This window comes from Tateyamaria omphalii, from assembly GCF_014651375.1.
Taxonomy (GTDB): Bacteria; Pseudomonadota; Alphaproteobacteria; order Rhodobacterales; family Rhodobacteraceae; genus Tateyamaria; species Tateyamaria omphalii.
Genome location: NZ_BMWT01000001.1, coordinates 301,424 through 315,571 on the forward strand (window position 1 = coordinate 301,424; position 14,148 = coordinate 315,571).

Here is a 14,148-nt window from a genome sequence, read left to right on the forward strand (position 1 = left end):
TCTCGGGGGAAACCGGCTTAGCCAGAATATCTTCCGAAAATCGCGTTCGAGCGCATGCGAGAGGCAGTGATTTTCGGTGCTGGTTTGCCGGTTTCTCCCCAACGTAAAGGAGATTGATATGACACACACCCGTTTCGCCTTTGTCAAAGCCCAGTGGCACGCCGCCATTGTCGATCAAGCTTTGCAAGGTTTCACCGAAATTATCGCATCAAATCAAGTGGATGTCTTTGATGTGCCCGGTGCGTTCGAAATGCCGTTGATGGCCCAAACGCTCGCTGAAACAGGCCGGTACAACGCTATAGCCTGTGCAGCCCTGGTCGTCGACGGTGGCATCTACCGCCACGACTTCGTTGCGTCCGCCGTCGTGGATGGGCTGATGCAAGTGGGCCTGAAAACCGGCGTGCCGATCCTGTCGGTGTCCCTCACCCCACACCACTTTCAGGAAACCCCGCACCACATAGGCATCTACGCCGATCACTTCGTGCTCAAGGGACGCGAAGCAGCCCAGGCCGCGCTTGGCATCGTGGATACGCGACAAAGCCTGCGCTCAGCGGCCTAGATAGGCACGCAGCGCTTCGGGCGGATTGGCCATAACCTCAGCCACCGGCCGGGGCGCCTCTGCCCGGCCCCCATCGACAAAGATCAGATCATCCGCCGACCGTTCCGCATCCTCGGGCGCGTGGGTGATCATCAGAACCGTCGCCCCGGCATCCCGTGCCACCTCTGACGTCAAATCCAGCATCTCCGCGCGCAGGGCAGGGCCCAACGCAGCAAAGGGTTCATCCAGCAAGAGCAAAGGCTTTGCTTGCACCAGCACCCGTGCCAGTGCGGCCCGGCTTTGCTGTCCGCCTGACACATCCCCGGGCTTCCGATCCGCGAAGTCGCGCAACCCGACCCGGCCCAGCGCATCCATGACCCGATCTGTTTCAGCCTCGCTCAACCGCAGCGCAGGCCGTATCCCCAGCCCGACATTCTGTGCCAAGGTCAGGTGCGGAAACAGGTTCCCATCCTGAAACAGCATCGCGATGCCACGCCGGTCAGGCGGTGCATTGGTCACGTCCTGCCCATCCACCTCGATCCTCCCAGCGGCAATGTCGATATACCCACCGAGGGCGTTGAGCAGCGTGGACTTGCCCGCTCCTGACGGCCCGATCACGGCGACCCTGCGCCCGCGCAGCACCTCGAACGCCGCGCTTAGGGCAAAGTCCCCCTGCGTGATCCGCAGTTCCTCAACTCGCAACATGCCGTCGCCCCCACGCATCACATATCCAGAACATCCCAAACGCCAACGTCACCAGAACCAGCGCCGCGCCCGACGCCGCCTCGGTCCGATAGGCACCCATCAAACGGTACATTTGCAACGGCAACGTCGCCACATCCGGGTCCGCGAACAATGCAACCACCCCAAGATCCCCAACGCTCAACGCTGCGGTCAGCCCAGCCGCAAAGCCGATCTGCGGACGCAACCGGGGCGCCAACACGATACGCCACAGCATCACCCCGCGCAGCCCGACACCCATGGTCAGACGACCATAGTCTGTGAACACCTGCCGCATCGGCGGCAGCAGGATGCGCACGGCAAAGGGCAGCGCCATCATCGCGTTGATCAAGGCCGTAACGGGCAGCGCAAAAGCGGTTGGAGACACGTAGGGATAGATCAGGATGAACCACCCCGTCCCGATCATCAGGGGCGATGCGACAAGCCCCAACAACGTCAACGCCTCGGCTCCACCCCACTTGGCCTGCGCCAGCCACGCCGCCATCGGCAGCGCAAGCACCAGCAAAACAGCGGTACTGACGCAGGCAACCCAAATGGTTGTCCATGTCGCAGTCAGCACGGAAAGTGGCATGTAAAACAGACCGACAAGACCGGACAGCGCAATGGACAGAAGCGGCAACAACAGGAACCCGGCGGCGAGCGTGATCCAGAACGTATCCCCCCACGGGCTTGGCACATCCCACCGGCGCACCACCCGGTCGCGCCCGGTTTGCAGGGCGATGGGCGGCAGAATCCACAGGGCCAGCACCGCTGCAGCCCCAGCTACAGCCAGTTGCAGCAGGCTCAGCACCGCCGCGCGCCCAAGGTCGAAATCGAATTTGAATGCCTGATAGATGGCAAGCTCAATCGTCGTCGCGCGCGGCCCACCGCCAAGGGTCAGCGCAACCGCAAAACTCGTCAGACAAATGACAAAGATCAGGGCAAAGGCCCCCGGCACCACCTGCCGCAGGATCGGCCATTCGATGATGCGAAACACCATGCGGGGCGACAAACCAAGCTGCCCCACCATACGAAATTGCTCAGACGGAACAGATTGCCAGCCCTGCAGGATCAGGCGCGTGGCCAGCGGCATGTTGAAGAACACGTGAGCTAGAACAACACCATGCGCGCCATAGATCGACACATCCGGCAGCCCCAACAGGTCAAGCCCTGTGTTTAGCCACCCATTGCGACCGAAGATGGCAAGCAACCCCAGCACAGCGACAATCACCGGCAAGATGAACGGCGCACCCAGCAAAGTCACCAACAACGTATGTCCTGGGACCCGCCGTCGCGCCAACGCCCGCGCCACCGGCACGGCCAACAACATGGAAATCAGCGCTGACAAGAAGGCCTGCCAGACGGTAAAGCGTACCGCCTGCCATTCGGCAGCGCGCAGGCCAGTGGTGCTCTCAATCCGCTGGCTGATGCCGACAAAGGCGGCAATCACCACCGCGACGATGAAACCCGCCGCGATGATGCCAACCCAAGGGCTTACTGGCTGAGCGCGGCGCGCCATGTCTCAATCGCGTCCGCTTGCAGGTCCGCCGCTTCCGTTTCCGAGTAGAACAGAACCTTCTCGGGCAGCGGCAATTCCGACCACCCTTCGGGCCAATCTGCCTGCGGCAATGCCGATGGCAGCGACCAGTTGGCGGTTGGAATGATGGTTTGGAAATCACGCGACATTACAAAGGCCAGGAACTGGTCTGCCAGCTCAGGCTGGTCCGTTCCCGCAATCTTGCCCACGGTTTCGACCATGAAATAGTGACCTTCGGGGAAGATCGCCGCCTTCTTGGTGAAATCCTCTTCGGCGAACATGTGGTACGCGGGCGAGGTGGTGTAGCTCAGGACCATATCCGCCTCACCATCGGTGAAGAGGCCGTAGGACGACGACCAATCCTTCGTTACGGTCAGGATGTTGTCGGACAGGCTTTCCCATACTTCAGCGGACTTGTCGCCATAGACAGCCTGCACCCACAAAACCAACGCGAGACCCGAGATCGACGTGCGCGGGTCCTGAATGACGATCTTCACATCATCGGGCAGTGCCAACAGCTCCTCAAAGCTCGCGGGGGGCGCGTCCATCGTCGTCTCGTTGTAGATGAACGCCGTGTGGCCGTAGTTGAAGGGCAGGAACGTGTCGTCCGTCCACTCAATGGGCAGCGTCAGCGCGCTGTTGTCCTGCCCATGCGGCGCGAACAACCCGGTTGCGCGTGCCTTGGCCGTCACATCCGATGTCAGACCAATCACGACATCCGCCTTCGTCCGCTCACCTTCCAGCAACAGCCGCGGAACCAAATCGCCGGTGGACCACTCCAGATCGCACGCACAGATCTTTTCAAACTCCGTCTCGAGCGTCGGGCCAGGTCCCCACTCGGACGTAAAGTAGTCACCTGCATAAACAGTCAGAACGGGGGTGTCGGCCAGCGCCGTCGTAGCACCCAGCGCAGCGGCCAAGGTCAAAGCGTATTTCATCGCATCCTCCAATCAGAGAGGCGGCGGGATAAGGATCTTGGGATAAGCCAAACCTTCCCTCCGCCGGTGTTAACCGGTTCAGGTTCAACGGGTTCGCTTCTTGCATCTCAGCCCTGTCGGACACCCCGAGGTGAACGCAGGTATAGGAGGGCACCCGCCAAGTGGCAAGCGCCCTCACGTTTCAGTCACGTTCTCTGAAAGTAGTGGTCTCGCCAACTGCCGTCATACCGTCCACTGCGCAGGCAACAGCGTTTGAACCGTTTGCCCGAACCGCACGGACACGGATCATTGCGACCAAGCTTCTCACGAAGTTCCACATCGCCCATGCACCGTGCGATCACCGGTCTTGACCTGAGTCTCGGACGGGAACGAACGTCTGCGTTTAGAGATCACCTCGAAATGAGGGGCGGTCCTGGGGATCAATGCGTTTTGCCATGTCAGCCTCCATCGGTTTTGCGTGGATCGCTCTGTTAGAATGGCGCGGCGTTCAAAACAACAGATTTTCAATGGACTTGGCATCGCATCCTACGCGGCGTATGTCCCCGTGAACCTTGTTGGAGCAGTCCCATGTCAATCAACAGTTTTGGCCATCTCTTCCGCGTGACCACGTGGGGCGAAAGCCACGGACCGGCGCTCGGCGCAACTGTTGACGGGTGCCCGCCGGGCATCGAGGTCGACGAAGCGATGCTTCAGCACTGGCTGGACAAGCGCAAACCGGGCCAGAACAAGTATACAACCCAGCGGCGCGAACCGGATGCCGTGAAAATCCTGTCTGGCGTGTTCGAGGGCAAGACCACCGGCACCCCGGTCCAGTTGATGATCGAGAACACGGATCAACGCTCAAAAGACTACGGCGACATCGCAGAGAAGTTCCGCCCCGGCCATGCCGACATCACCTACTGGCAGAAATACGGTATCCGCGACTATCGCGGTGGTGGCCGATCGTCGGCCCGCGAAACGGCGGCGCGTGTTGCTGCCGGTGGTCTGGCGCGTGCGGCCCTAGACACCTTGGTGCCGGGGATCGAAATCAAAGGCTACATGACCCGTATGGGTGCCCATGAAATCGACCGCGCACAGTTCGATTGGGAGCAGATCGACCAAAACCCGTTCTGGGTGCCTGACGCCAAAGCGGCAGAGACATGGGCCGACTACCTCGACGGGCTGCGCAAGTCCGGCTCGTCTGTTGGCGCTGTGATTGAGGTCGTCGCGCGCGGCGTGCCGACCGGCCTTGGGGCCCCCGTGTATGGCAAGTTAGACACTGATCTGGCCGCCGGGATGATGTCCATCAACGCCGTCAAAGGGGTGGAGATTGGCGAAGGCATGTCCGCCGCCATGCTGACAGGCGAGCTGAACGCCGATGAAATCTCGATGGGACCTGATGGCCCCGAGTATTCATCCAACCATGCAGGTGGCATCTTGGGTGGTATCTCGACCGGGCAAGACATCGTTGTACGTTTCGCCGTCAAACCCACATCGTCGATCCTGCAAACCCGCAAGACCATCACCAAGTCGGGTGAAAAGGCTGAAATCATCACCAAAGGCCGTCACGACCCATGTGTCGGCATCCGCGCCGTGCCGGTGGGCGAGGCCATGATGGCCTGTGTGATCCTGGATCACCTGCTGCTCGATCGCGGTCAGACGGGTGGCGTGCGCGGCCCCATCGGCTAGGCCAGCATCACACCAACCGAACGCACGATGTTGTGCAGCGTGTCGTGATCGATGCGCGCGCGCGCCATGGTGCGCAACCCGACATATTGCGCAAGAACCATATCGGCCAACGCACCGCGTTCGGCTTCGCTCAATGTCGCATGTCGTGGCGATGCGCCTAGCGCCACGTAAATACCGTCACGCAGTGTGCCCAACCCGCGTGAGACAGACTTGGCAATCTCTTCATCATAGTTACAGGGCCCCGCGGCAGCCGTGCACAACAGGCAACCGCGCGCGTCACCCTCGACCACGTTTTGGTACGAACCCTTGAACATGGCCATGATACGCTCAGCGCCGTTGGGAGCAGTTGAGTCGCTCAGCATTGCAACACCTGCTTGCACAGCTTGGGTTTCATACCGCTCCAACACTTTGAGGAAGAGTGTCTTCTTGTCAGTAAACGCTTTGTAGAGACTGCCCCGCGTCAGCCCCATGCCATCCAGCAAGTCCGGCAGCGATGCGCCTTCATAGCCACGCTCCCAAAAAACATGCATCGCCTTTTCAAGGGCGTCATCTGTGTCAAAGGATCTGGGGCGTGCCATGTGAAATCTCCGGTGTCTGACCTTCTATATAGCATTCGGAACCAAATAGTCCAGAACTCACGCTTTCGTGTTTTGTACCATTCAGTTCCCAATGCTATCGCTCAGTTAGGAACCAATCAGTCCAAAACGGAGATCAACATGTATAGCGTACTCAAATCATTTGCCCTGACACTCGCGATCGTCATTGGCTTTGCCGCCGCACCCGCATCTGCCGAAACAGTTTCTACCGGCACATTCACCGGCGCATCGGACCACATCACGACCGGCGCGGTCGAAGTGATCAAGAACGCAGACGGCAGCCATACCATTGTATTGGGTGATGACTTCAGCCTCGACGGTGCACCCGATCCACGTGTCGGCCTGGGCAAAGACGGCTTTTACAACGGCAACACCGACTCGGGCGTGCTGGGCAATCTGACCGGCGCACAATCCTTTGTCGTTCCGGCAGGCGTGGATGTGTCCGAGTTCAACGAAGTCTACATCTGGTGTGAAAAGTTCAGTGTTCCGCTTGGTGTCGCCAAACTGAACTGATCGGCTTGCCATTCCTCTCCCGACCCGACAAGGATCGGGGGAAATGAAAGCTCCCACAACTCAGAACAAACCCGGCACCGCCATCGCCTTGAAGCTGATGGCGGTGTTTTTGTTCATGGTGATGGCGGCCATGATCAAAGTAGCGACCCAAAGCGTGCCGGCAGGCCAGGCGGTGTTCTTCCGCTCTCTCTTTGCCATGCCAATCATCATCGCCTGGATCTGGAACACGGGTGAAGTGCGCGAGGCCCTGACCCCCAAGAACCTGACGGGTCATATCTGGCGTGGGTTGTTTGGCACGACAGCCATGGCTCTCACCTTTGCCGGGCTGGCGCTCTTGCCGCTGCCCGAAGTCACGGCAATCGGCTATGCCACACCGATGTTCACGGTCATCCTGGCCGCAATCATGCTGGGCGAAAAGGTACGCCTGTTCCGCATCTCGGCCGTCGCCCTAGGTCTGGTCGGCGTTATGATCGTGATGTGGCCGCGTTTGTCAGTCGATCCAGAAACGATGGGGGCCGCCGGAACAATTGGCGCGCTGATGGTTCTGGGGGCATCTATCTTGCGTGCGTTGGTGCAAATCCACATCCGTACACTGGTCAAAACCGAACACACGGCAGCAATCGTCTTCTATTTCTCGCTGACGGCCACAGTTCTGAGCTTGTTCAGCTTGCCGTTCGGATGGATCATCCCATCGCGGCTGGATCTGATCTTGCTGATCGGCGCGGGACTGATCGGGGGCATTGCACAAATTCTGGTCACATCCAGCTTCCGCTTTGGTGCAGCCTCGATGCTGGCGCCGTTTGACTACGCATCGCTCATATTTGCAGCCCTGATCGGCTACGTCATTTTCTCGGAGCTGCCGACGTCAGCGACCGTGGTTGGTGCCTCACTCGTGGTGCTTGGCGGTGTGATCATCATCTGGCGTGAACGGCAGCTTGGCGGTGGCCGCAATCGGGCACGGTCAGTGACTGACCCCAAGGGGTAGCGCGCCGGAAAACCGGCGCGCCCCTGGATCAAAGGCTGAGGCCCTTTGGCTCAAGCGTCACGCGATACAATTCCGTGTCAGCGCGATCCATCAGGCGCACCGTCATCTCCTGCGTTGCACCATCAATGTCGACAAGACCAAAGAATTGCAGACCAGCACTCGGCGGCAGGTTCACCCCCTGCTCCTCGGTTGGGGCCTTTACGAACTTCACTTCGGGGCCAAAGGTGCCATCCAGCGCGTTCGGGCCAAATGTACCGGCATGTAACGGGCCCGATACAAACTCCCAAAACGGCTCAAAATCGCTGAATTGTGCTCTGTTAGGGTCGTAGTAGTGCGCTGCTGTGTAGTGCACATCGGCGGTGAACCACACAGTGTTGGAAATGTTCGCCGTCTTGATGAAGCGCAGCAACTCAGCCACCTCCAGCTCGCGCCCCTTGGGTCCCGCACTGGTGCCATCCGCCATTCCTTCGGACCCGGCCTGTTCGCGGAAATTGTCCCACACGATCAACCCGATGGGCTGATCCGCTGCGATCACCTTCCACGTCGCTGTGCTGTTCGCCAACTCCCGCTTCAGCCACGCCATCTGCTCGGCCCCGATCACGCGCGTGCTATCATCCAGCGTGTCGCCCTGCGGGGCGGCGTTCGGGCCGCGGTAGCTGCGCAGATCGAGGAAGAAGACATCCAGCATTGGACCGTAGTTGATCTTGCGATAGACCCGGTTCGGCTCAGACGGTGTGATGCGCAACGGTGTCATCTCGTGGAAGGCGCGCGTGGCGCGGGCCTGCAGGACATGCACGGATTTCTCGGTGTACCGGTCATCGCCCACCAGGTCCTTGCTGTCCGACCAGTTGTTGGTGACCTCGTGATCGTCCCACTGCATGAAGGTTGGGACAGAGGCGTTCAACGCCTGCACATGGGTGTCCATCATGTTGTATTTCCACTGATCGCGGAACTCTTGCAGGCTTTCGGCCACCTTGCGCTTGGCATCGATCAGCGTGGTGTTTTGCCAGATCACTGACCCATCCTTTTCCACCGAATCCTCCATCGGCCCATCGGCATAGACCGTGTCGCCCGAGTGGATAAAGAAATCGGGCTCGTGCCCGGCCATGGTGGCGTAGGTCAGCATGCCCTCGTCATCGATCCCCCATCCCTGACCAGCGGTGTCACCAGACCACGCAAAGCGGATGTCGCGGCGCGACGCGGGCGCGGTGCGAAACCGCCCAACCAGCGGCTCAGAGGTCGCATTGATGTCTGACAGGTCCATGGCGGTGAAGCGATAAAAGATGTCCTGATCAGACGGCAGCCCATCCACCAGGCGCTTGACCGACAGATCGCTGCCGGGGATCGCATCCATCGGCGCAAGACGGCGCGCGTTGGCAAAGCTCTCAGTCGTCGCCACCTCCATCTCGATCCGGGCGGGACGATCGGTGCGGGTCCAGATCATGCCCGATGTCGTATCGACATCGCCGGATTGCACTCCGTGGGTGAAGACTGGCCGATCAGCGGCGCGACTGATCGCGGGTGCCGCCAGAAAGGCGGTTGTTGTCGCCAGAAAAGCGCGGCGGGTTGGGCGAATGAGTGGCATGGTGTGCTCCCTGTTGGTCGAATGCCGCCAGACAACAGGGTTTGGGTGACGTGCGATTGGCGTGCACGTAACAGAACAGGCAAGGTTTTATGACGAGCGGGAATGCGCCGAGGTGCTAGGCCCGCCCCTGTGGCTTGTGACACGCAGATGCCTCAACCACCAAGCCGTCTGGCCCGAATCGCAACGTCTCTGCTGCCAGCACATCACGTTGGTTGCGGTAAGTGATCACCAGCATACCGTGCCCGTGCAACACGTCCACCACCACAAAGGACAGGTCAGGTTGAGCTACCAGCGCGCGGCTCCAATAGTCGCGCAACGCCGCCTTGCCCCTCAATTCACCATACCCGACCAAACGCATCGCCTTGGTCGATCGGAAAATCACATCCTCGCTGTAATGCGCGAGGATGCGATCAAGGTCGTGAGAGTTCCAGGCGGTCTCCCACTCAACGGCAAAGGCGTCGAAGTCCACGCTATGCGCGTACCATCTTTTCGTAGCTTTCCGAAATCTCCCGGGTGATCGCGCCAACTTCGAAATTGTAGTCGGCAATTTCACCAACCGGCGTGACCTCGGCCGCAGTGCCGGTCAGCCAGCACTGTTCGAATCCTTCCAGCTCATCAGGCATGATCACACGTTCATGCACCTTGATCTGGCGATCTTCCAACATGCCGATGACAGTTTGCCGTGTCAGACCATTCAGGAACACATCTGCCTTGGGTGTATGCACCTCGCCATCCTTGACGAAGAAGATGTTGGCGCCTGTGCACTCCGCCACGTAGCCACGGTAATCCATGAACAAAGCGTCCGAACATCCTTTGGCCTCTGCCGCATGCTTGGATGTGGTGCAGATCATGTAAAGACCCGCCGCCTTGGCATGGACCGGGGCCGTCTCGGGCGAGGGCCGCTTCCACTTGGCGATGTCGATCTTGGCGCCCTTGTACTTGGCGTCGCCGTAGTAGTTGCCCCACTCCCAGGCCGCGATGGCCAGATGAACCGGGTTCCTGGCAGATGCGACACCCATATCTTCACCTGCACCGCGCCAGGCCACAGCCCGTACATAGGCGTCGGTCAACCCGTTCATGGTCAGCACTTCCTGCTTGGCCGCTTCGATTTCATCAACTGTGTAGGGGATTTGGAAATCCAACTCACCAGCCGAGTAGTGCAGGCGCTCCGAATGCTTTCGGCTCAGAAAAATCTTGCCATCATAGGCGCGCTCGCCTTCGAATACAGACGACGCATAGTGCATGGCATGCGTGAGAATATGGACATTCGCCTGCCGCCAGTCGACCATTTGGCCGTCCATCCAGATTTTCCCGTCGCGATCATCGTAGCCAGCCATGGCACCCTCCGAATTTGCATTTGTTGCGCGACTAGGACCGATGCGGTCATAAAGTTGCGCAAAACCTGCGATTCGATAGCCCTTCACCCTTGGAATGTCAACAAGGCTGACTTAAACTGCCACAAAAGACGACCAGAGATGGGGACGGGCATGGCCGACGGACGCGGAACTGCTACTGCGGGTGGAGAGAACCTGCTTTTCCTGACGGACGAACAGTTGCGTCAGGGGATCGAGGCAATGTTCTTTGCCTATCGCGGATTTACCGCCGACCCCGATCGCATCCTGTCGGACATGGCGTATGGCCGCGCGCATCACCGCGCCATTCACTTCATAAACCGTGCGCCCGGCACCACGGTTAACAACCTGCTCAACATCCTTGGCGTGACGAAACAATCCCTGAACCGGGTGCTGCGGACGCTGATAGAAGACGGGCTTGTGGAAAGCCGGGTCGGCAAGACCGACAAACGGGAACGGCACCTGTATCTGACCGAAGATGGCCATGCGCTCGAAGGGCGGCTGTCTGATGCACAGCGCGCGCGGATGCGCGCCGCTTTCCGCGATGCAGGCCCCGAAGCAGTGGCAGGCTTTCGCACCGTGCTCGAGGCAATGATGGACACGGAAATGCATCGCACCTATCAAAGACTGAAGGAGAGCGGTGCATGACTGAATTCGACACCCACCTGCTGATCGTCGATGACGACGAACGCATCCGTAGCCTCTTGCAGAAGTTCCTGGTGCGAAATGGCTTTTTGGTGACAGCGGCGCGTGATGCCGCCCACGCACGCCGGGTCCTGTCCGGGCTCGATTTCGACATGATCGTGCTGGATGTGATGATGCCAGGCGAAGATGGTCTCAGCCTGTGCCGCAGCCTGCGCGAAACCCATGCCACACCCATTCTGTTGCTAACAGCAAAGGGCGAAACCGAAAACCGGATCGAAGGGTTGGAGGCCGGAGCCGACGACTACTTGCCCAAACCGTTCGAGCCCAAAGAGCTGCTCTTGCGTATCAACGCCATCCTGCGGCGCGTGCCCGATGTCGCTCCGGAAGAGGCGGCTCCGAAAATCCTGACCCTCGGTCCCATCCGCTACGATATGGAGCGGGGCGAGATGTGGCAGGGCGAAGACCTCGTGCGGCTAACCGCCACCGAAATGCAGTTGATGAAAATCTTCTCGGCTAAACCCGGCGAAGCCATCAGCCGAGCCAAGCTGGTCGAAGACCTTGGCCGCGATCGTGGTCAAGCACAGGAACGCGCCGTGGACGTGCAGATCACGCGGCTTCGGCGCAAAATCGAAAGCAACCCAAAACAGCCCCGCTACCTGCAAACCGTGCGCGGCGCAGGCTACATGCTGGCGCCGGATTGATAGCATGCGCTTCGTAAGCTGTTTTACGATTGTTCCTTTGGTGCGCTTGAACCTACACATGGCACGCATGCATCCCGTTGCCCTTGACTTGCTGCTTGGTGATAAACTGGCTGGCTTTCGTCCAGACCGCACCAAGCGCGGCATCAGCCTCAACAGCCTATCCTGTCTCCAAAACGCATGTTTCGACCCGAGACTGTTTCCCGTTCATGTTTTGGCAGATGAATTCGTCGTGAAACATATCAAACACGTGCGCCGCAATCTGTTTGTGGAGTTCTTCGCATTTCTTGGCATCGTCATCCTTCAGTAAACTGGTGAAAATGCAAACAGCCCTCCTTACCCATTCAGACGGCCTCCTGCACGTCACGCCCCCCGGCATGCCCGAACAAGTTGCGCGGCTCGACTACATCCAGCGCGCGCTCGCCGACCTCGACCTGGTCCGCGTCGATCCGCCATTGGCCGATGACGCATCCATCGCGCTGTGTCATCCGCAGGACTATATCGACTTCGTGCGCACCAAAGTGCCTGCCGACGGCTTTGCCGGTTTGGACCGCGAAACCGACGCCGAAACCTTCCTTTCGCCCACATCTTACAACGCAGTCTGGCGCGCTGCGGGCGGTGCGGTCAAAGCCGTCGACATGGTGCTGGACGAGGAAGTCACGAACGCCTTCGTCGCTATGCGCCCACCTGGGCACCACGCAGAACAGTCTCTACCTATGGGGTTTTGCATCTTTGGCAATGTCGCCATCGCTGCTAAACATGCACTCGAAGTGCATGGGCTTGAACGGGTCGCCGTGGTCGATTTCGACGTGCACCATGGCAACGGCACCCAAGCGCTGCTCCAAGACGACCCGCGCGCACTCGTCATCACCTCACAACAGATACCGCTTTGGCCAGGAACAGGACAAGCTTCGGATCGTGGCCCACACGGCACCGTCCTGAACATCCCGCTTGCTCCGCATACAGATGGCAACCACGCCATTGCCGAATACGAGCGGCAGGTGATCCCGGCCCTGATCAAACACCAGCCCGAACTCATCCTGATTTCTGCCGGTTTCGACGCCCACCAAGACGACCCGTTGGCCCAACTCAACTGGACGGCAGACACCTACACCAGCCTCACCGACATGCTTGCGAAAACTGCACGAGACCTGTGCAAGGGCCGGGTGGTGTCCGTTCTGGAAGGGGGCTATGATCTGGACGCGCTGGCCGCTTGTGCCCGCGCCCACGTGCAATCGCTGATGAAGGCCTCCACATGACCGACCGCCCTGTAGACGAAATGAGCTTCGAAGAAGCAATGGCCGAGCTGGAACAGGTATTGGGCCAGCTGGAGCGGGGCGACGTCGCACTGGACGATTCCATCAAGCTTTATGAGCGCGGCGCTGCACTCAAAGCGCGTTGCGAGAAGAAGCTGAAGGAAGCTGAAGAGAAGGTTGCCGCCATTACCTTGGATGGCGATGGAAATCCGACCGGACTGAAACCAGCAGGCGATCTGTAATCCATGTTCCGCGACCGGCTGAGAGACGCGGCTGTCGCCATACAGGCGCATTTGGATACCGAGTTGAAAGGCTTGGAACCGATACCCGTCGTTGACGCTATGACGCACGCGACAAACGGCGGCAAACGGATACGCGGCTTTCTGGTGCTGGAAGGTGCGCGTCTGCACGGAATAGACCCTAAAAAGGCAATTTGGCCGGCCTGCGCTATCGAGGCCGTACATGCCTATTCCCTTGTTCATGATGATCTGCCCTGCATGGATGACGATGACCTGCGCCGTGGAGTGCCGACGGTGCATATCAAATGGGATGAGGCGACGGCGGTGCTGGCAGGGGACGCACTGCAAACGCTCGCCTTCGAAATGGTCGCGCATCCCGCGATTGGTTCGGGTGATGTGCGCGCAGATCTTGTCCAATCACTCGCAATGGCGTCAGGTGCACGTGGAATGGTACTCGGTCAGGCGCTCGACATTGCAGCCGAGACCGCGGCGACGCCGCTGACACTTGATCAGATTATCGCATTGCAGCGCGGCAAAACCGGTGCGCTATTCGAATGGTCCGCCACCGCTGGCGCACGACTGGCACAAGCCGACATCACGCCTTTGCAAACGTACGCCCGCGCCCTCGGCCTCGCCTTCCAGATTGCCGATGACGTTCTGGATGTAACCAGCGATGCCGTCACCATGGGCAAGGCGACGGGCAAGGATGCCGATGCGGGCAAGGCCACCTTCGTGTCGCTGCTTGGGCTAGACGAGGCGAAACGCCGCGCTGACCAACTCGTGACCGAAGCTTGCGATGCCTTACATGTATATAATGCGGACGCCGACGTATTGCGGGACGCCGCCCGCTTTGTCGTGACCCGCACCAGCTAGAGAGC

At 59.7% G+C, this 14,148-nt stretch carries 18 protein-coding genes and 1 riboswitch; of the genes, 10 read left to right on the forward strand and 8 right to left on the reverse strand.

Going from position 1 to position 14,148, the window contains the following annotated elements; all coding sequences use genetic code 11:
* The first annotated feature begins 118 nt into the window (after positions 1-118).
* Positions 119-559 (forward strand): 6,7-dimethyl-8-ribityllumazine synthase, encoded by a 441-nt coding sequence (locus tag IE087_RS01370; RefSeq protein ID WP_189367133.1) that lies wholly within the window; start codon positions 119-121, stop codon positions 557-559.
* Here IE087_RS01370 and IE087_RS01375 read toward each other — a convergent pair.
* From IE087_RS01375 to IE087_RS23760, 4 genes are all read right to left on the reverse strand, one after another.
* On the reverse strand, positions 548-1,243 hold the full coding sequence (locus tag IE087_RS01375) for a thiamine ABC transporter ATP-binding protein (protein WP_189367134.1): 696 nt from the start codon (positions 1,241-1,243) through the stop codon (positions 548-550). The genes IE087_RS01370 and IE087_RS01375 overlap by 12 nt on opposite strands.
* Positions 1,230-2,777: a thiamine/thiamine pyrophosphate ABC transporter permease ThiP gene (locus IE087_RS01380; protein WP_189367135.1), complete on the reverse strand. Its 1,548-nt coding sequence runs from the start codon at positions 2,775-2,777 to the stop codon at positions 1,230-1,232. The genes IE087_RS01375 and IE087_RS01380 overlap by 14 nt, the downstream gene beginning before the upstream one ends.
* Positions 2,753-3,733 (reverse strand): thiamine ABC transporter substrate-binding protein, encoded by a 981-nt coding sequence (locus tag IE087_RS01385; protein WP_189367136.1) that lies wholly within the window; start codon positions 3,731-3,733, stop codon positions 2,753-2,755. Before IE087_RS01385 ends, IE087_RS01380 begins: the two co-directional genes overlap by 25 nt.
* 38 nt (positions 3,734-3,771) lie before the next feature.
* A riboswitch (TPP riboswitch) is annotated at positions 3,772-3,871 on the reverse strand.
* A gap of 47 nt (positions 3,872-3,918) precedes the next feature.
* Positions 3,919-4,059, reverse strand: a complete 141-nt coding sequence (locus IE087_RS23760; RefSeq protein ID WP_373296485.1) for an SEC-C metal-binding domain-containing protein — start codon at positions 4,057-4,059, stop codon at positions 3,919-3,921.
* A 241-nt stretch (positions 4,060-4,300) separates the two neighbouring features.
* Here IE087_RS23760 and aroC point away from each other — a divergent pair, with 241 nt between their 5' ends.
* Positions 4,301-5,401, forward strand: coding sequence for a chorismate synthase (gene aroC / locus IE087_RS01395; protein ID WP_189367137.1), 1,101 nt, complete (start codon positions 4,301-4,303; stop codon positions 5,399-5,401).
* On the opposite strand, the gene IE087_RS01400 is transcribed toward aroC, so the two are convergent.
* Entirely contained in the window at positions 5,398-5,979 is a 582-nt protein-coding gene (locus IE087_RS01400; RefSeq protein ID WP_189367138.1) for a TetR/AcrR family transcriptional regulator, read from the reverse strand. The genes aroC and IE087_RS01400 overlap by 4 nt on opposite strands.
* 138 nt (positions 5,980-6,117) lie before the next feature.
* Here IE087_RS01400 and IE087_RS01405 point away from each other — a divergent pair, with 138 nt between their 5' ends.
* The gene (locus IE087_RS01405) at positions 6,118-6,510 is read left to right on the forward strand and encodes a DM13 domain-containing protein (protein ID WP_189367139.1); all 393 of its coding nucleotides are present in this window, start codon (positions 6,118-6,120) and stop codon (positions 6,508-6,510) included.
* 43 nt (positions 6,511-6,553) lie between these two features.
* Positions 6,554-7,495: a DMT family transporter gene (locus IE087_RS01410; protein WP_189367140.1), complete on the forward strand. Its 942-nt coding sequence runs from the start codon at positions 6,554-6,556 to the stop codon at positions 7,493-7,495.
* A gap of 28 nt (positions 7,496-7,523) precedes the next feature.
* Here IE087_RS01410 and IE087_RS01415 read toward each other — a convergent pair whose 3' ends face one another.
* The 3 genes from IE087_RS01415 to IE087_RS01425 all read right to left on the reverse strand — a co-directional run bounded on the left by IE087_RS01415 (position 7,524) and on the right by IE087_RS01425 (position 10,417).
* Entirely contained in the window at positions 7,524-9,080 is a 1,557-nt protein-coding gene (locus IE087_RS01415) for an alkaline phosphatase D family protein (protein ID WP_189367141.1), read from the reverse strand.
* 115 nt (positions 9,081-9,195) lie between these two features.
* Positions 9,196-9,549 (reverse strand): nuclear transport factor 2 family protein, encoded by a 354-nt coding sequence (locus IE087_RS01420; RefSeq protein ID WP_189367142.1) that lies wholly within the window; start codon positions 9,547-9,549, stop codon positions 9,196-9,198.
* Position 9,550: 1 nt separating this feature from the next.
* Positions 9,551-10,417, reverse strand: coding sequence for a branched-chain amino acid aminotransferase (locus IE087_RS01425; protein ID WP_189367143.1), 867 nt, complete (start codon positions 10,415-10,417; stop codon positions 9,551-9,553).
* 150 nt (positions 10,418-10,567) lie between these two features.
* On the opposite strand from IE087_RS01425, the gene IE087_RS01430 reads away from it, so the two are divergent.
* The 6 genes from IE087_RS01430 to IE087_RS01455 are packed head-to-tail and all read left to right on the forward strand — an operon-like array spanning position 10,568 to position 14,143.
* Positions 10,568-11,080: a MarR family winged helix-turn-helix transcriptional regulator gene (locus IE087_RS01430; protein ID WP_189367144.1), complete on the forward strand. Its 513-nt coding sequence runs from the start codon at positions 10,568-10,570 to the stop codon at positions 11,078-11,080.
* The gene (locus IE087_RS01435; protein ID WP_189367145.1) at positions 11,077-11,778 is read left to right on the forward strand and encodes a response regulator; all 702 of its coding nucleotides are present in this window, start codon (positions 11,077-11,079) and stop codon (positions 11,776-11,778) included. Before IE087_RS01430 ends, IE087_RS01435 begins: the two co-directional genes overlap by 4 nt.
* Before the next feature lie 4 nt (positions 11,779-11,782).
* Entirely contained in the window at positions 11,783-12,085 is a 303-nt protein-coding gene (locus IE087_RS01440) for a hypothetical protein (RefSeq protein ID WP_189367146.1), read from the forward strand.
* 10 nt (positions 12,086-12,095) lie between these two features.
* Positions 12,096-13,034 carry a histone deacetylase family protein gene (locus IE087_RS01445; protein WP_189367147.1) on the forward strand — a complete coding sequence of 313 codons (939 nt, stop codon included), beginning with the start codon at positions 12,096-12,098 and terminating at the stop codon, positions 13,032-13,034.
* Positions 13,031-13,273, forward strand: a complete 243-nt coding sequence (locus IE087_RS01450; RefSeq protein ID WP_189367148.1) for an exodeoxyribonuclease VII small subunit — start codon at positions 13,031-13,033, stop codon at positions 13,271-13,273. The genes IE087_RS01445 and IE087_RS01450 overlap by 4 nt, the downstream gene beginning before the upstream one ends.
* Before the next feature lie 3 nt (positions 13,274-13,276).
* Positions 13,277-14,143 carry a polyprenyl synthetase family protein gene (locus tag IE087_RS01455; protein WP_189367149.1) on the forward strand — a complete coding sequence of 289 codons (867 nt, stop codon included), beginning with the start codon at positions 13,277-13,279 and terminating at the stop codon, positions 14,141-14,143.
* The last annotated feature ends 5 nt before the right edge of the window (positions 14,144-14,148 follow it).